Origin of the sequence: Microbispora sp. NPDC046933 (assembly GCF_040644635.1) — a bacterium.
Classification (GTDB): Bacteria; Actinomycetota; Actinomycetes; order Streptosporangiales; family Streptosporangiaceae; genus Microbispora.
Genome location: NZ_JBEYWW010000048.1, coordinates 44,426 through 60,546, shown reverse-complemented (window position 1 = coordinate 60,546; position 16,121 = coordinate 44,426). Strand labels below are relative to the sequence as shown.

Genomic DNA, 16,121 nt, shown 5'->3' with positions numbered 1-16,121 from the left:
GGGCGCCGGGTTCCGGGCGGCGCCCGAGCGCGGGAGGTCCGTTCCGTTCAGAGGCCTCAGGGGCGTGTCCTGGCCCATTGGACGTTGTCCACGCGGGTGCCTCGCGGGCCGGGCAGCAGCCCCTCGACGAGGTGCTCCCGGGCGAATCCCGCCCGTTCGAGCACGCGGTGCGAGGCCGTGTTGCCCGGCGCGGTCCCGGCGACGATCCGCCTCAGTGGCGTGCTCGCGAACGCCCACTCGACCAGCAGGTTCACCGACCGCGTCACCAGGCCCCTGCCGCGGAACTCCGGACCGATGCTGTAGCCGAGCATCGCCTGGCCGAGATCCGGGACGACGCCGGTGAGCTGGATGTCCCCGGCGAACTCGCCGGTCGCGGCGTCCCTGATCGCCGCCTCGATCCGCTGGCCGGTCAGCCACCGGTGCCCGGCGTAGCGGCAGACGGCCTCGCTGCCCGCGTACTCCGGTCGTCCGGGCGGGACGTGGGAGTCCATCACGTCGGGCACGGACGCCAGCGCGAAATGGTCGGCGGCGTCGGCGGTGGTCAGCGGCGTGAGCCGGACGACTCCGTCGGTGAGCGAGCCGGCGGGGAACCCCCCGGGGAAGAACGGCAGGAAGGGCGTGACGGGGTCGCCGGGGTCGGTGCTCAGCCGCCCGAACGCGGCGATGTCGGCGGGGGTCTCGCCCCGGGGAGTCCCCGCCCCGCGCAGCACGCCCTCGTGGGCGAAGCCGCACCGGAGGGCGACCTGCTGGCTCGCGACGTTCTCCACGTCGGCGAGCAGCCCGATCCGGGGGACGCCCCGGGCGAAGGCATGCTCGGCCAGCGTCCGCACCGCGGCGGTGACGACGCCGCGGCCCCGGGCCCACGGCGCCAGCCAGTAGCCCACCTCCGTCGCGCCGAACCGGTCCGGCGGCTTGAGCCCGGCGGTCCCGAGGACCTCGTCCGTGCCCGGGTCGGCGACGACGAAGCCGGCGCCGCCGTTCTCCCACATCTCGGGCACGGTCTTGGTGATCCACGTCAGCGCGTCGTCCCGAGAGTACGGCGAGGGGAGGAAGGGGATGAACCGCGCGATGTCGGGGTCGGAGCAGGCGCGGGCGATCTGGTCGGCGTCCTCCTCGGCCGGCAGGCGCAGAACTGCCGGGCCGGCGTGGATCGCCTCTTGGGGCAACATGTCCCATTGTTAGCAGCAGTGACACCACACCGGCCAGGTGTTTTCCCGCCCGGCGGGGCTTTCGCCGGGGCAAACCTCGTCGGTCGCGGCACTAGCCTTTTCCGCATGGGTTTTCGCAGGCACGGCCCGTTCCGGGCCGGAGATCAGGTCCAGCTCACCGACCCCAAGAACAAGCGGCACACGGTGACGCTGAAAGAGGGCGGCGTATTCCACACGCACAAGGGGTCGATCCCGCACGACGACCTGATCGGACAGCCCGAGGGTTCGGTGGTGCGGTCCTCCGGCGGCACGGCGTACCTGGCGTTCCGGCACCTGCTCGCCGACTACGCGGTGTCGATGCCGCGCGGCGCCGCGGTGGTCTACCCGAAGGACGCGGCCCAGATCGTCGCCATGGCCGACATCTTCCCCGGCGCCCGGGTGGTCGAGGCCGGCGTGGGATCCGGCGCGCTCACCTGCTTCCTGCTGCGCGCGGTCGGCCCGGAGGGGAAGGTCACCTCCTACGAGCGGCGCGCGGACTTCGCCGAGGTGGCCACCAAGAACGTGGAGAAGTTCTTCGGCGGTCCGATGGGGCAGTGGCGGCTGGTGGTCGGAGACTTCGTCGACGCGCTGGACGAGGCGGACGTGGACCGCGTCGTCCTCGACATGCTCGCCCCTTGGGAGTGTGTCGACGCGGCGGCGAAGTCCCTTACCCCAGGGGGAGTTATTTGCTGCTATGTTGCGACAACGACCCAGATGTCCAGAACGGTGGAAACCCTGCGGGAGCACGGGAGTTTCACCGAGCCCCACGCGTGGGAGACCCTGGTTCGCGACTGGCATGTCGAGGGTCTCGCCGTACGGCCCGACCACCGGATGGTCGGCCACACGGGATTTCTCGTCACGGCCCGTCGCATGGCGGACGGCGTCACGCCCCCGCCGCGGCGCAGGCGTCCCGCCAAGGGGGCGTACGGAGAGGGGATCGAACAAGTGTGACGATTCGGCCACAACCCGGCAAAGCCGCGTGACACGGGAACATATGGGTGTGTTCCTAATGGTGACCCGAACAATCGGTCCATAAGGTATCAAACGCCGAACACCCAACGTAACTACACGAACACTGCCCGGCCAGGTTACGTACAGCGCCAAGATAGGTAGGGTCTTGAGTAGTCGTTCTCGACGGGGAAGGAGGTGACGGGGCGTGGCAGCTCGCGACGACGCTGAGGCTCGAGCCGCGCAGCGCGAACGGGAGGTCGCGGATCTCACAACACAGGTCTCCTTCCTGCAAGAGGAGATCACCGCGTTGCGCCGGAAGCTGGCCGAGTCTCCCCGGCAGGCCAGGGTCATCGAGGAGCGTCTCCACGAGGCGCAGGCACAGGTGGCCGCCCTCACAAGCCAGAACGAGCGTTTGGTCTCCACCCTCAAGGAGGCCAGGGACCAGATCGTCGCCCTCAAGGAGGAGGTCGACCGGCTGGCACAGCCGCCGTCCGGATTCGGCGTTTTCCTCGAGGCCAGGGATGACGGCACGATCGAGGTGTTCACGGGCGGGCGCAAGCTCCGTGTGAACGTCAGTCCGGCGGTCGACGTCGACTCGCTCAAGCGTGGCCAGGAGGTCATGCTGAACGAGGCGCTCAACGTCGTGGAGGCCCTCGGCTACGAGGACGTCGGCGAGATCGTGATGCTCAAGGAGTTGCTGGAGAGCGGCGACCGCGCGCTCGTCATCTCGCACGCCGACGAGGAACGGGTCGTCAAGCTCGCCCACTCGCTGCTGGACCAGCCGCTGCGGGCCGGCGACTCCCTCCTGCTCGAACCCCGTTCCAACTACGTCTACGAACGCATCCCCAAGTCCGAGGTGGAGGAGCTCGTCCTCGAGGAGGTCCCCGACATCTCCTACGAGGAGATCGGCGGCCTCGGCCGGCAGATCGAGCAGATCAGGGACGCCATCGAGCTGCCCTACCTGCACGCCGACCTGTTCCGCGAGCACAAGCTCCGGCCGCCGAAGGGCGTGCTGCTGTACGGCCCGCCCGGCTGCGGCAAGACGCTCATCGCCAAGGCGGTGGCCAACTCCCTGGCCAAGCAGGTCGCGGAGAAGACCGGCCAGTCCGGCAAGAGCTTCTTCCTCAACATCAAGGGCCCCGAGCTTCTCAACAAGTACGTCGGCGAGACCGAGCGGCACATCCGCCTGGTCTTCCAGCGGGCGCGTGAGAAGGCCTCCGAGGGCACCCCGGTGATCGTGTTCTTCGACGAGATGGACTCGATCTTCCGCACCCGCGGCTCCGGTGTGTCCTCCGACGTCGAGAACACCATCGTCCCCCAGCTCCTGTCGGAGATCGACGGTGTGGAGGGCCTGGAGAACGTCATCGTCATCGGCGCCTCCAACCGCGAGGACATGATCGACCCGGCGATCCTGCGGCCCGGCCGCCTGGACGTCAAGATCAAGATCGAGCGGCCCGACGCCGAGGCGGCGAAGGACATCTTCTCGAAGTACCTCGTCAGCGACCTGCCGCTGCACCCGGACGACCTGACCGAGCACGGCAGCAGCCGCGAGGGCACGATCGCCGCGATGATCCAGCGGGTCGTCGAGCGGATGTACGCCGAGAGCGAGGAGAACCGCTTCCTCGAGGTGACCTACGCCAACGGCGACAAGGAAGTCCTGTACTTCAAGGACTTCAACTCCGGCGCCATGATCCAGAACATCGTGGACCGGGGCAAGAAGATGGCCATCAAGGAGTTCCTCGACACCGGGCAGAAGGGCCTGCGGATCTCGCACCTGCTGGCCGCCTGCGTGGACGAGTTCTCCGAGAACGAGGACCTGCCCAACACCACCAACCCCGACGACTGGGCCCGCATCTCCGGCAAGAAGGGCGAGCGGATCGTCTACATCCGCACGCTCGTGCAGGGCAAGCAGGGCACCGAGGCCGGGCGGTCGATCGACACGGTCGCCAACACCGGCCAGTACCTGTAACACCCCGGCTCCGGCCGGACCGGTGCCACAGAGGAGCGGCGCGATCCGAATCGCGCCGCTCCTGCGGCTTTCCGGGCTCCTTCGCACGATCGGAGCCGGCGGACGGCCGGGCGGCGGGCGCGGCAGGAGCCACCTTCCGTGACGATCGTGATCCGAGGGAACCGAAGCCCGGAGTGATCACGTCAAAGATGGCGTGATCTTCCTTGGCTCGCGCGGGTGACTGCCGTGAGACAGCCCGTGACACAGCCCCCGCGCCGGTCCGATCCGGCCCCGGTTCCGGCCTCGGCCGCGCCGGGCGCGGTCCCGGCGCGGGGCGGCGCCGCGGCGGCCGGGAGTCGCCGCCTGGTCGAGCTCGACGTCCTGCGCTTCGTGGCCGCGTTCGCCGTCATGGCCTTCCACTTCATGGCGGCCAGCAAATCGCTGTGGGACGAGTACCCGACCAAGCTGTTCGAGCCGGTCGCCCGCCTGACCACGCTGGGCATCCTCGGCGTGGAGCTGTTCTTCCTCATCAGCGGGTTCGTCATCCTGATGAGCGTCTGGGGGCACACGATCGGCGAGTTCGCCGTCTCCCGGGTGTCGCGGCTGTATCCGGCGTACTGGTTCGCCGTGCTCGTGATCTTCATCATGTACCGCTTCAGCGGGGTCGCGAGCTTCGACCCCAAGCTGAGCGACGGCGAGTATCTGCTCAACCTGACCATGTTCCAGGGCGCGTTCGGCGTGGGCCACGCCGGCGGCGTCTTCTGGTCCCTGTGGGTGGAGCTGCGGTTCTACGTCCTCCTGGCGCTGTTCTCCCTCGTGGGGATCACGCTGCGGCGCTGCCTGGTGTTCCTGGCGGCCTGGTCCGGCCTGGCGCTGCTGGCCGAGTTCACCCAGAACGAGACGCTCGTCTTCGTCTTCATGCCGCGGCAGGCGCCGTACTTCATCGCGGGCATGGCCTTCTTCCTGATCCACCGCTTCGGGGCGCGTTCCGGGGCCTTCGTCCCGTGGCTGCTCGTCGCCGCCGGCTACGGGATGTCCCTGCACGCCGCCACGGAGCGCGTGGGGGAGCGGGTGCGCCTGGTCGGCATCGCCCACTACCCGGCGCCCCCGGAGGCCGTCGTCGTCGCGATCACGGTCGTCTACCTTCTGATGGCCGCGGTCGCCCTCGGCTGGCTGCGGTGGGTGCGCTGGCGTCGCCTGGTCGCCCTCGGGGCCCTCACGTATCCGCTCTATCTCCTGCACCAGACGGTCTCGGCCGTCCTGATCCCCGCGTACCGGGACGTGCTGGACCCGTGGCTGCTGGCGGGAATCACGATGGCGGTCTCGATCGGGCTCGCGTACCTGGTCTACCGTATGGTCGACAAGCCCGGTCAGCGCTGGCTTCGCGCCAGGCTGGGGGCCCTGCTCGACCGCTCCCGGCGGTCCCGGCCGCGTGGCCGCGGCGGTACCTCCCGGACTGCGACGGCGATTCCGGCGCAAAGTCCCGAGGCATCTGTGCCGTAACTGTTCGGTAGCAGGGCATAGAGAAAGGGCTAGGCTCGGATATGACGGCGACGGATTTGATCGACGGCCTGAAACAGGCGGGGTGCGAATGACGGTTCGGCGGGTGATGGGCATCGAGACCGAGTACGGCATCGCCGTACCCGGTCAACCGGGAGCGAACGCGATGGTGACCTCCTCACAGGTCGTCAACGCGTACCTGGCGGCGTCGGCCGCCCGGGCTCGCCGGGCCCGGTGGGACTTCGAGGAGGAGAACCCGCTCCGCGACGCCCGAGGGTTCGACCTCGCCCGTGAGGTGGCCGACCAGAGCCAGCTCACCGACGAGGACCTCGGGCTCGCCAACGTGATCCTCACCAACGGCGCGCGCCTGTACGTCGACCACGCGCACCCGGAATACTCCACGCCCGAGTGCACCAACCCCAGGGCCGCGGTGATCTGGGACAAGGCGGGCGAACGGGTGATGTACGACGCCGCCGTGCGAGCGTCCTCCATGCCCGGCAACGCCCCCATCCAGCTGTACAAGAACAACACCGACGCCAAGGGCGCGTCGTACGGCTGCCACGAGAACTACCTCATGCGCCGCGCGACGCCGTTCGCCGACATCGTCAGGCACCTGACGCCGTTCTTCGTGTCGCGGCAGGTCGTCTGCGGCGCGGGCAAGGTCGGCATCGGCCAGGACTCGCGCGGCGAGGGCTTCCAGATCAGCCAGCGGGCCGACTTCTTCGAGGTCGAGGTCGGGCTGGAGACCACGCTCAAGCGGCCGATCATCAACACCCGGGACGAGCCGCACGCCGACCCGGAGAAGTACCGGCGGCTGCACGTGATCATCGGCGACGCCAACATGTCGGAAATTTCGACATATTTGAAGCTGGGCACGACGGCGCTGGTCCTGGCGATGATCGAGGAGGGGTTCCTCACCATCGACCTGACCCCCGAGTCGCCGGTCGCGGCGCTGCGCGCGGTCTCCCACGACCCGACCTGCAAGTACGAGATCGCGCTGCGCAACGGGCGGAAGATGACCGCCGTGCAGTTGCAGATGGAATACCTGGAGCAGGCCCGCAAGTACGTCGAGGACCGCTTCGGCTCGGGCGTGGACGACCTCACCAAGGACGTGCTCAACCGCTGGGAGTCGGTGCTCACCCGGCTCGCGGAGGACCCGATGCAGCTGTCCCGGGAGCTCGACTGGGTCGCCAAGCTGGAGATCCTGGAGGGCTACCGCACCCGCGACAACCTGCCGTGGTCGCATCCGCGGCTGCAGCTGGTCGACCTGCAGTACTCCGACATCCGCCCCGACCGCGGCCTGTACAACCGGCTGGTCGCCAGGGGCCGCATGCAGCGCCTGGTGACCGACGAGGACATCGAGCGGGCGGTCGAGACGCCGCCGACCGACACCCGGGCCTACTTCCGCGGCCGGTGCCTTCGGCAGTACAGCGAGTCGGTCGCCGCCGCCTCCTGGGACTCGGTCATCTTCGACATCCCGGGTCGCGAGTCGCTCCAGCGCGTGCCGACCCTGGAGCCGCTGCGCGGCACCAAGGCGCATGTGGGCGACCTGCTCGACCGGTGCCGTACGGCCGCCGACCTCGTCGCCGCCCTCACCGGCGAGGGCTGAGGCCCAAGCGGGGGAGGGGCGCCAACGGACCGGGCGGCCCGGTCAGCCGTGCCGGGTGACGCGCGGCACCGGCACATCCCCGGCGCAGCGCACCTCGACCTCCAGCTTGCCCTCGTCCGACTCGAACTTCACGCGGGCGCGGTCGTCCGGTCCAGGGTCGACGTCGTCCACCTCGAAGCCCTGCGCCGGGGTCCACGACTGGAGCCGGACCAGCCCGCCGTCGCAGCGGGCGATCAGGCTGCCCCCTCCGGTGGAGATCAGCCTGCGTCCCGTCGCGGGCGCGGCGATCGGCGTCCCGTCGCCGGGGGACGTCGCCGCCGGTGCCGTACCGGCCGGCGTGGAACCGGTCGTGGGGTCGGCCGTGGGGGCCCGCACGGGCGGCTTCGGGGTGTCCCGGGCGAGCGCGAGGCGGATCTCCTCGGCCGTCATCGGCCGCTCCGCCGGTCCCGTGAGCGGGCGGCCGAGCAGGCCGAGCACCGCGACGCCCGTGCCGGTGGCGAGGGCGGCGGTCACAAGCCACCCGGCGACGGCGAATACGAGACGGCTGTTCACGCCGCCCACTCTCCCACCGCGAACGCTAAGGGATTGCTAAGGCTCGGATAACGGACTTATGCCGCTTTCGTCGTACGGCTACCGTAGCCCTCAAATGCCAAGAGTGCTGCTCATCGAAGACGACGCCCCCATCCGCACCTCCCTCACCCGGAGCCTGCGTGATCGCGGCCATGCCGTCTCCTCCGTCTCCACCGCCCTCGACGGCCTCCGGTCGGCCGTGGAGGACCGCCCGGACCTGATCGTGCTCGACCTCGGCCTGCCCGACATGGACGGCGCCGACCTGCTGCGCATGCTCCGCGCGGTGAGCCGCGTCCCGGTCATCGTCGCCACCGCCAGGGACGGGGAGGCCGACATGGTCCGCCTGCTCGACGCCGGCGCCGACGACTACGTGGTCAAGCCCTACAGCGCCGCGCAACTCGACGCACGCGTCCGCGCCGTGCTCCGCCGGGTCGACACCGGGCGTACGGACACCTCCCTGACGGTGGGGACGCTGCGCGTGGACCCGGGCGCGAGGGAGGCGACGCTCGACGGCGCGGTGCTGGACCTGACGCCGCGAGAGTTCGACCTGCTGCACTATCTGGCGGCGCGGGCCGGGCAGGTCGTCACCAAGCGCGAGTTGCTCACCGAGGTCTGGCGCATCCCCTACGGGGGCACCGACAAGACGGTCGACGTCCATCTCTCCTGGCTGCGCCGCAAACTCGGCGAGACCGCCCAGCGACCCCGCTACCTCCAGACGGTCCGCGGGGTGGGCGTGCGCCTGACCGCGCCGTCGTGAACGGCTCCCTGAGCGCCCCGGATCGACCGGACGAGGGGCGCGTGACCGGTTCCGGGAGCGACGCCCCGCACTTTCCCGTGAGCCCCGGGGTGAGCCGATGAGGCGCTGGCTCGCGGCCCTCGTCGCGGCGACCACGTCGCTCGTCCTGGTGTCGCTGCTGGTGCCGCTGGCGTTGCTGGTGCGGTCGGTGGCGCACAGCGAGGCGATCGCCTCCGCGACCAGGGCCGCCGAGTCCGTCGCGGTGGCCGTCGGCGCGGTCGACGAGGAGACGCTGCGGCTGACCGCGGAGCAGGCGGGCGCGTCGAGCGGCCACCCCGTCACGGTCTTCCTCGCGGACGGCCGTGTGCTCGGGGCCGCGGCGACCCGCACCCGCGCCGTCGATCTCGCCGCACGCGGCCGGAGCCTGACCGCGGCGGCGCCGGGGGGCCGGGAGATCCTGGTGGCGGTGCAGGGGGCGCCGGGCGGCACCGCCGTCGTCCGCGCCTTCCTCGGCGACGAGGACCTCGACCGCGGCGTCCACCGGACGTGGCTCGCGCTGCTGATCCTCGGGGTCGCCCTGGTCGGGCTCGGCATCCTGGTCGCCGACCGCCTCGCCCGGGCGGTCGTGCGTCCCACCACGGCGCTCGCGCAGGTCTCCCATCGCCTCGCCAAGGGCGACCTGACCGCGCGGGCGACCCCGCAGGGCCCGCCCGAGGTCCGTACGGCGGGCCTGGCCCTCAACCACCTCGCGGGACGCATCTCCGGCCTGCTCGCCGAGGAGCGCGAGATGGTGGCCGACGTCTCCCATCGGCTCCGCACCCCTCTGACCGGCCTGCGGCTCGAAGCGGAGTCGCTGACGGACCCCGGCGAGGCGGCCAGGATGGAGGCCCGCGTCGACGCGCTGGAGCGGGCGGTCACGGCCGTCATCAACGACGTGCGGCGGCGGTCGCGGGAGCGGGCCTCCTGTGACGCCGTCGCGGTGGTGCGCGGCAGAGTGGAGTTCTGGTCGGTGCTGGCGGAGGACCAGTCCAGGACCTTCGCGCTCGACCTCGTGCCCGGCCCGCTGCCGGTGGCGGCCCCGGCCGAGGACCTGGCCGACTGCGTCGACGCTCTCCTCGGCAACGTCTTCGCGCACACCCCCGACGGGACGTCCTTCCGCGTGCGCCTGGCCTCCGGGCCGGGTCACGCGGTGGCCCTGACGGTCTCGGACGCCGGGCCCGGCTTCGGCCCGGGCGATCCGCCGCGGCGCGGGCAGAGCGGCGCGGGCTCGACGGGACTCGGGCTGGACATCGCCCGCCGCGTGGCCGAGGAGTCGGGCGGCTCCCTGGCGGTCGGACGATCGGACCTCGGCGGCGCCGAGGTGCGCCTGCTCTTGGGCCCGGGCCCTGTTCCCGGGTGAGACCGGCCTCGGACCGGTGCCGGGCACGGCTGGGCCGGGGCTGGCACGGGGACCGATGTCCGTGCTGACACGGATCACTCTCAGCCGGTCGCGAGCCTAACTTGGGAGCCGTGGCCACGACCGCGATGCCAGTGGGGCGCCCGGGCCCGATCCTCGCGATGGCGAGAGACCATGCGTACTCCACTGAAGATCACGGTAGCCGCCGCAGCGGTCCTGGCCGCTCTTCCGGCGGTCGCACCGCCGGCGTCGGCGTACACCGGTGCCGGCGCCCGAGGCAAAGCCGGCCGGCAGCGGGCCGGCCGCCACGTTCGCCGCCATCTTCGAGAAGAAGGAGGGCGCGTTCATCGCCCGCCACGGCATCAGCGCCGGCGAGTTCGAGACGATCAGCTTCGACATGCTGAACGACAAGGGTTTCATCCCCGTCTCGCTCAACCTGTACGGTGCGCCGTCCGACCCGCGCTATGCGGCGGTCTGGGTGCCCAACCCGGCGGGCGTCGCCTGGACCTACACCCTCTCCGTTCCGGCATCCGCCTATCAGTCCCGGTTCGACGACAGGGTCAAGGCCGGATACCGGCCGTCCGTCATAGCGGTCGGTCCTGACGGCAAGACGTACTCGACCATCTGGGTCAAGGACAGGATCCGCACCTGGTACGCCTTCCACGGAATGAGCGCCGCCCAGTATCAGAAGCGGTTCGACGAGATGGCGGCCAAGGGGCTGTACCCGGTCAGCGTCGACATGGAGAACGGCGTCTACGCCGCTGTCTTCACCCCCAGGTGACAGGCGTTCGCAGCGCTGATCTTCGGCTCGAAGCTGGCGTGACCAGGGGACGGGGCCCGGCGACCTGCGGCTGCGCGTGTGGGCGCGCGTGACCGGAAGCGATGCCGCAGGCAGGCGGCGGCGGGGCCCGAGGGCCCCCGGCCGGGTGCCCGCCGGTGGTGTGTCAGACCATGGCGAGCCGGTCCACCAGCAGCTCCACCCTCGGCTCGGTGTCCTCCGGCGGAAGCCGTCCCGCTCGGGTCAGGGTGGCCAGCCCGTGCAGGGCCGCCCAGAACACCTCGGTGAACAGCGCCGGGTGGACGCCGTCCCCGGCGACCTCGCCGAGGCCTTCCAGCAGGGCGGCGAAGGCGTCCTTCAGAGGTTGTGGGGTGTCCTCGTGCGCGAAGGCCAGGCCGCCGTCGAGCTCGAACATCGCGTCGTAGACCGCCGGGTTGCGTGCGGCGAATTCGAGGTAGGCGCGGGCGAGGGCGGTGACCCGGGTGCGAGGTCCGTCCGCGGCGGAGGTCGCGGCCCGCAGCGCCGCGGCCATCTCGGTGGCACCCTCGATGGCGACGGCGCCGATGATCTCGCGCTTGCCGCGGAAATGGCTGTAGAGGACGGGCTGGCTGTATTCGATGCGCTCGGCGAGCCGGCGGGTGGTGACCGCGTCCCAGCCCTGCTGCTCGGCGAGTTCGCGGGCTGTCGCCACGATGAGGCGCTCGCGCTCCGCCCGTTCGCGCTGCTTGCGTTCCTGTACCGACATGGTCCGATCCTAGCATCGCTAGACAATCAAGCGGCAGCAGTACTAGCGTTGACCCATTGGCTAGCAACACTAGATGCCAGGAGGGTCGTCATGCTTGCACAGTCCCCCGGGCGGCAGCGGGCTGTCGATCTTCTTCGTGACCTCTCGCCTGAGCTTGCTCGTCTCGCCCGCCGGATGTGGCTGCACGCGGACGAACAGGGTCTCCTACAACAGCTGCGCGACCATCTCGGCGAACTCCTGCGGGGAAACGATCCGCACACCGAGGGATTCGGCCTTCGCCCGCTTGGACCCCGCGTTCTCTCCCGCGACGACCAACGAGGTCTTCGCCGACACGCTGGACGACGCCCGGCCTCCGGCCTGTTCGACGAGCTCGTTCATCTGGTTGCGGGACAATGCCGCCAGCTGCCCGCTCATCGCGCCCGTGACCACCACCGTCATCCCGGTCAGTGGCAGAGCACCCGGCTCGTCGCCGGCCGGCGTCGGGGTGGTCGTGCCGCCCTCGTCGGCGGCCACCCCCGCCACACCGGGTTCGATCGTGTTCACCCCGGCGCGGACGAGCTTGTCGATGAGGTCGCTCAGCTCGGCCAGCTCAGCGACGATCACGGGCGCCTTCTCCGGGCCGATGCCGTCCACCTTCTGGAACGCCTCGGCGTCGGCCGCACGGATGGCCTCCAGGGTGCCGAAGTGCCGGGCGATGCGGCGGCTCATCGAGCGCCCCGTCCCCCTGACCCCGAGCGCGCAGAACACCCGGCTCAGCGGTCTGGTCTTGGCCCTGCCGATGGCGGTCAGGAGGTTGTCGGTGGACACCTCCCCCATCCGCTCCAGGCCCAGTAGCTGCTCGCGGGTGAGGAAGAACAGGTCGCCGAAGTCGGCGATCAAGTCGGCGTCCAGCATCTGCTGGACGCGGTTGTCGGCCAGCCCTTCCACGTCCAGTTGGTCACGGCCGACCGCGTACCGGATCGAGGCGATCGCGCGGCAGTTCCGGCCTCGCACGCACCTCCACCGCTCCTGCGACGTGTCGATCTCACCGCCGCAGGTCGGGCACACCTCCGGGAACACGATGGGCTGCTCGTCGCCGGTGCGCAGGTGCACCACCGGGGACTCCACCCGAGGGATCACGTCGCCGGCCTTGTAGACGACGACGCTGTCCCTGAGCATCAGCCCACGGCGCCTGATGTCGGAGGGGTTGTGCAGCGTCGCGTACGTCACGACGGAACCGTCCAGCTCCACGGGCTCCAGAACCGCCCGCGGGGCGATCACACCGGTCCGGCCGGTGTTCCACTCCACGTCGAGCAGCTTCGTGATCTTCTGCACGGCGGGCAGCTTGTACGCGATCGCCCACCGCGGCGCCCGCGAGCCGAACCCGGCCTGCGCCTGATCCGCCGCGTCATCCGCCTTGATCACGATGCCGTCGATCCCGAACGGCAGCTCCGGCCGCGCGGCCGCGATCTCCTCGATCCGCTGCTGCACCTGCTCCACACTCGTCGCGACGATCCCGGCGACCGCGGTGGCGGCCGTGGTCTGCACACCCTGCCCGGCGACCCAGTCCATCACCTGGCTGTGCGGCAACTCCCGGAGCCGCGTCGCGAGGTCGGAGGTGTCATCGGGCAGCGGCAGCGCGCCGTACCCGAAGAACGTCAGCTCGCACACGTACGGCCGGTCCTGCGCCCTCAGCGTGCCCGCGGCGGCACTGCGCGGGTTCGCGAACGTGGTCCCGTCATGCGCCTGCCGTTTCGCACACGCCTCCTCGAACTGCCGGGCGGTCATCATCACCTCGCCACGCAGCTCCACGGTGACCGGGTCGGCCAGCCGTCCGGGGAGACCGGCGATCGTGCCGATCGCGTGTGAGACGTCCTCGCCCGCGCTCCCGTCGCCACGGGTGACCAACCGGACGAGGCGGCCGTCACGGTAGCGGGCGGCGATCGCCAGCCCGTCCAGCTTCGGCTCCACGGACCACGCACTCACCGGGCGGCCGAGCCGGCGTTCCAGCGAGGCGGTCCAGCCGGCCAGCTCCTCAGGCCCGAACACGTTGTCCAAGCTGAGCATGGGCACGGTGTGCGGGACGTCACCCACGACTCCGGCGACCTTGCCCGTCGGCGAGGCCTCCAGCACCTGATCGGGGTGGGCCTTCTCGTAGGCGGCGATGCCACGGACGAGCCTGTCGTAGGCGTCATCGTCCAGCGGGGAGGTGCCGTCACCGTAGTAGGCCGCGGCTGCGTCGGCCGCCAGCTGGACCGCCTCGGCGTAGGCGGTCTCATCGGGGATCGCGTCGATCGGGGGCGCTTCAGTCATGCGGCAATCGTGCCGGGCGGGTCCGACAAAAGCGTCCGTCGCCTCTGCCGCGCATCCCACGACCAGTCCGCGCGCCGCATCCGGCAGCGCCGCGGTCAGGTGCCCGGTGTGCCGGTTCCACACCGGCCCGTACGGCCTGTGCGGGGCGAGCAGCGCTCCGACGAGTGAAGTCCCGCGACGAGCGGGCGGAAACCACGCCTTAGGGACCGCTTAGCGCGGCCATAGCGTGATCGCTGCGAGCCTCGGGGCATGAGACAGACAACGAAGATCGCTCTGGCCGCCGCCGTCACCGTCGCCGCCCTGGCCGCCGGGGGAACCGCCGTCGCCGCCGCCGTGCCCGCCCCTCTCTCCTCGACCGCCTCCGCTGCCGTCTCCCAGACCTCGGTCAGCCGGAGCCAGGCGATCGCGATCGCGATGAGGAGGGTGCCCGGCGCGCGGGTGACCGAGGTCGAACGCGAGTGGGAGCACGGCCACCGCACCTGGAAGGTCGAGTTGCGCAACGGACACCGGGAGTACCGGGTCTACGTCGCGATCGCGACCGGACGCATCGTCAAGTTCCGCGCACACCACGACGACTGACCACAGGAAGGCGGGCACGGGCGTCTCCTCCGGCCGCGTTCCGGAGGAGACCCCGGCGACCCCCGTCTCCGCGCGCCGGAGGCCGGGCGGCGTGAGAGCCTACGGGAGGCGCGGAGGGCCGTGCCGGCGGGGCCGGGTCGTGGGGGAGGGCCAGTAGGGATTGTCCCGGCGTGGCGGATCTACGCCGTAAAGGCCCCCACTCGTGAGTTCCCCGGGCGCCACGGGCCAGCCGTGACCGGGGGAGTGGGCGGAGGGGTGCGCCCCGGTGGCCCCGGTACGGCTGGGCAGCTCGCCGGCCGTCCGGCCCGGTGCCGCCGCCGGGATGCCCTGCCGCCGCAACACGTCCACGAGCATGTGCATCGCCTGGTCGGTGGTGAGCCGTTCCTCCGGGTCGTGCCGCAGCAGGCCCTCGATCAGCGGTCGCAGGAGGCCCGCCCGGCGCGGCGGCTCGGGCTCACGGCCGAGCAGCGCCGCGGCCGGCAGCGGGCCCATGGTCGGGTACGGCGGCCGCCCCTCGACCCCGCAGTACAGCGTGGCGCCGAACGACCACAGGTCCGCGGAGGGGGCCAGGCCCTTCCCGCGCAGCCGCTCGGGGGCGAGATAGGCGCCGGACCGCGCCACGGGCACCGTCGTCGACCCGGCCGGATCCCGATCGAAGGCGGCGATGCCGAAGTCGGTCAGCACCACCCGGTCCTCGGTCAGCATCACGTTGGTGGGCCGGATGTCCCCGTGGACGACGCCCATCGTGTGCGCGTGCCGTACGCCCGACAGGAGCTGGAAACCCACCCAGGCGGCCCAGTGGACCGGCAGCCGCCCGAGGTGGCGCACGGTGTCGCCCAGCGTGAGGCCCTGCAGGAGCTCTGTCACGATCCAGAGCCGGCCCTTGTCCTCCAGCAGGTCGTGCACGGTGATGACGGCCGGGTGGCTGAGCCGGGCCGCGGAACGGGCCTCCCGCAGCGCCTGCCGGCGGGCGGCGGGCAGGTCGGCCACGTCCACACGGTACGGCGGCTGCACTTCCTTGATCGCGACGTCGCGTTTGAGGCGGAGATCGTGTGCCTGCCACATGATCCCTCCGCCGTCGCGCCGGAAGGGCGTCAGCAGCTTGTACCGATCCGCCAGCAGTTGCCGTGCGTGCGATGCCATCGACCACCCGTGCGCTAGGTCCGTGATCCATCAATTGTCGTCCCGGACGCGGTCGCTCTGCGCCGAAAGGCGGCCACGGGGCGTGTGACGTCCATAACGATCCGGTCTAAAGAAGGCGGTTCCGGTGGGCGGGCGTGCCCGCCGCCGGGCCGGATCCCGCGCGTTTGCCTTCCCGGCGCTCACCGGGTTGTCTGGCCACAGTGGCCGGCCGAAGATCGCGCGCTCTTTCGCGCGCATTGTCGGTCGGTTCGGGGAAGATATGGGGAGAGGCGTCCCCCCGAGCAGCGGAGGTGTCAGGGATGGCGACCAAGGAGACCGGCGGCCAGAAGCAGACCGGGCGCCAGGAGCACGAAGTCGAAGAGGTCGAGGCGCAGGCGTCCCCGGACGTCCAGGAGCGCCACGAGAAGCTCACCGACGACGTGGACGCGATCCTGGACGAGATCGACGAGGTCCTCGAGGAGAACGCGGAGGAGTTCGTCCGTTCCTACGTGCAGAAGGGCGGGCAGTAGCCCCGGAGGGAGGCGTCCGGGCCGGTGGCGGCCGTGCCGGGGGGACCACCCGCCGGCAGGGCCGCCGCCCGGCCCGGAAAGCTCCCGTCGAACGCATCGCGGTGACCGGCGCATCGGGCGGGTCTGCATCGGGCGGGTCTGAATCGGGCGGGTCTGAATCGGGCCGGCCGGCGCCGGC

The 16,121-nt window shown here is 71.2% G+C and carries 14 protein-coding genes; 9 read left to right on the top strand and 5 right to left on the bottom strand.

Annotated elements, in window-relative coordinates:
* Nucleotides 1-56 precede the first annotated feature (56 nt).
* On the bottom strand, nucleotides 57-1,169 hold the full coding sequence (locus ABZ857_RS39780; RefSeq protein ID WP_357054608.1) for a GNAT family N-acetyltransferase: 1,113 nt from the start codon (nucleotides 1,167-1,169) through the stop codon (nucleotides 57-59).
* A 105-nt stretch (nucleotides 1,170-1,274) separates the two neighbouring features.
* Between ABZ857_RS39780 and ABZ857_RS39775 the strand changes: the two genes are divergently transcribed.
* From ABZ857_RS39775 to dop, 4 genes are all read left to right on the top strand, one after another.
* Nucleotides 1,275-2,138, top strand: coding sequence for a tRNA (adenine-N1)-methyltransferase (locus tag ABZ857_RS39775; protein WP_357054605.1), 864 nt, complete (start codon nucleotides 1,275-1,277; stop codon nucleotides 2,136-2,138).
* A 205-nt stretch (nucleotides 2,139-2,343) separates the two neighbouring features.
* Entirely contained in the window at nucleotides 2,344-4,107 is a 1,764-nt protein-coding gene (arc, locus tag ABZ857_RS39770) for a proteasome ATPase (protein ID WP_357054602.1), read from the top strand.
* A 225-nt stretch (nucleotides 4,108-4,332) separates the two neighbouring features.
* On the top strand, nucleotides 4,333-5,589 hold the full coding sequence (locus tag ABZ857_RS39765) for an acyltransferase (RefSeq protein WP_357054599.1): 1,257 nt from the start codon (nucleotides 4,333-4,335) through the stop codon (nucleotides 5,587-5,589).
* Nucleotides 5,590-5,677: 88 nt separating this feature from the next.
* On the top strand, nucleotides 5,678-7,195 hold the full coding sequence (gene dop, locus ABZ857_RS39760) for a depupylase/deamidase Dop (RefSeq protein WP_357054596.1): 1,518 nt from the start codon (nucleotides 5,678-5,680) through the stop codon (nucleotides 7,193-7,195).
* Between the two features lie 42 nt (nucleotides 7,196-7,237).
* On the opposite strand, the gene ABZ857_RS39755 is transcribed toward dop, so the two are convergent.
* A complete protein-coding gene (locus tag ABZ857_RS39755; protein ID WP_357054593.1) occupies nucleotides 7,238-7,747 on the bottom strand; it encodes a hypothetical protein in 510 nt (169 codons plus the stop codon).
* A 94-nt stretch (nucleotides 7,748-7,841) separates the two neighbouring features.
* Between ABZ857_RS39755 and ABZ857_RS39750 the strand changes: the two genes are divergently transcribed.
* The 3 genes from ABZ857_RS39750 to ABZ857_RS39740 all read left to right on the top strand — a co-directional run bounded on the left by ABZ857_RS39750 (nucleotide 7,842) and on the right by ABZ857_RS39740 (nucleotide 10,678).
* Entirely contained in the window at nucleotides 7,842-8,522 is a 681-nt protein-coding gene (locus tag ABZ857_RS39750; protein WP_357054590.1) for a response regulator transcription factor, read from the top strand.
* 97 nt (nucleotides 8,523-8,619) lie between these two features.
* Nucleotides 8,620-9,900: a HAMP domain-containing sensor histidine kinase gene (locus ABZ857_RS39745; RefSeq protein WP_357054587.1), complete on the top strand. Its 1,281-nt coding sequence runs from the start codon at nucleotides 8,620-8,622 to the stop codon at nucleotides 9,898-9,900.
* 259 nt (nucleotides 9,901-10,159) lie between these two features.
* On the top strand, nucleotides 10,160-10,678 hold the full coding sequence (locus ABZ857_RS39740) for a hypothetical protein (protein WP_357054584.1): 519 nt from the start codon (nucleotides 10,160-10,162) through the stop codon (nucleotides 10,676-10,678).
* A gap of 163 nt (nucleotides 10,679-10,841) precedes the next feature.
* Here ABZ857_RS39740 and ABZ857_RS39735 read toward each other — a convergent pair whose 3' ends face one another.
* Both ABZ857_RS39735 and ligA read right to left on the bottom strand, forming a co-directional pair.
* Nucleotides 10,842-11,420 (bottom strand): TetR/AcrR family transcriptional regulator, encoded by a 579-nt coding sequence (locus ABZ857_RS39735; RefSeq protein WP_357054581.1) that lies wholly within the window; start codon nucleotides 11,418-11,420, stop codon nucleotides 10,842-10,844.
* 204 nt (nucleotides 11,421-11,624) lie between these two features.
* The gene (gene ligA / locus ABZ857_RS39730; RefSeq protein WP_357054578.1) at nucleotides 11,625-13,712 is read right to left on the bottom strand and encodes an NAD-dependent DNA ligase LigA; all 2,088 of its coding nucleotides are present in this window, start codon (nucleotides 13,710-13,712) and stop codon (nucleotides 11,625-11,627) included.
* 249 nt (nucleotides 13,713-13,961) lie between these two features.
* Between ligA and ABZ857_RS39725 the strand changes: the two genes are divergently transcribed.
* Entirely contained in the window at nucleotides 13,962-14,291 is a 330-nt protein-coding gene (locus ABZ857_RS39725; protein WP_357054575.1) for a PepSY domain-containing protein, read from the top strand.
* 99 nt (nucleotides 14,292-14,390) lie between these two features.
* Here the strand turns inward: ABZ857_RS39725 and ABZ857_RS39720 are convergent, their stop codons facing one another.
* Nucleotides 14,391-15,434, bottom strand: coding sequence for a serine/threonine-protein kinase (locus ABZ857_RS39720; protein ID WP_357054572.1), 1,044 nt, complete (start codon nucleotides 15,432-15,434; stop codon nucleotides 14,391-14,393).
* A 299-nt stretch (nucleotides 15,435-15,733) separates the two neighbouring features.
* Between ABZ857_RS39720 and ABZ857_RS39715 the strand changes: the two genes are divergently transcribed.
* Complete coding sequence (locus ABZ857_RS39715; protein ID WP_357054569.1) at nucleotides 15,734-15,943, top strand: ubiquitin-like protein Pup; 210 nt, start codon at nucleotides 15,734-15,736, stop codon at nucleotides 15,941-15,943.
* Nucleotides 15,944-16,121 lie beyond the last annotated feature (178 nt).

Excerpts from the sequence above, each read along its gene's own strand:
- ABZ857_RS39750 (WP_357054590.1), top strand. The coding sequence starts at position 7,842 with ATGCCAAGAGTGCTGCTCATCGAAGACGACGCCCCCATCCGCACCTCC.
- ABZ857_RS39725 (WP_357054575.1), top strand. The coding sequence starts at position 13,962 with ATGAGACAGACAACGAAGATCGCTCTGGCCGCCGCCGTCACCGTCGCC.
- ABZ857_RS39745 (WP_357054587.1), top strand. The coding sequence starts at position 8,620 with ATGAGGCGCTGGCTCGCGGCCCTCGTCGCGGCGACCACGTCGCTCGTC.
- ABZ857_RS39720 (WP_357054572.1), bottom strand. The coding sequence starts at position 15,434 with ATGGCATCGCACGCACGGCAACTGCTGGCGGATCGGTACAAGCTGCTG.
- dop (WP_357054596.1), top strand. The coding sequence starts at position 5,678 with ATGACGGTTCGGCGGGTGATGGGCATCGAGACCGAGTACGGCATCGCC.
- ABZ857_RS39780 (WP_357054608.1), bottom strand. The coding sequence starts at position 1,169 with ATGTTGCCCCAAGAGGCGATCCACGCCGGCCCGGCAGTTCTGCGCCTG.
- ABZ857_RS39735 (WP_357054581.1), bottom strand. The coding sequence starts at position 11,420 with ATGTCGGTACAGGAACGCAAGCAGCGCGAACGGGCGGAGCGCGAGCGC.
- ABZ857_RS39715 (WP_357054569.1), top strand. The coding sequence starts at position 15,734 with ATGGCGACCAAGGAGACCGGCGGCCAGAAGCAGACCGGGCGCCAGGAG.
- ligA (WP_357054578.1), bottom strand. The coding sequence starts at position 13,712 with ATGACTGAAGCGCCCCCGATCGACGCGATCCCCGATGAGACCGCCTAC.
- ABZ857_RS39775 (WP_357054605.1), top strand. The coding sequence starts at position 1,275 with ATGGGTTTTCGCAGGCACGGCCCGTTCCGGGCCGGAGATCAGGTCCAG.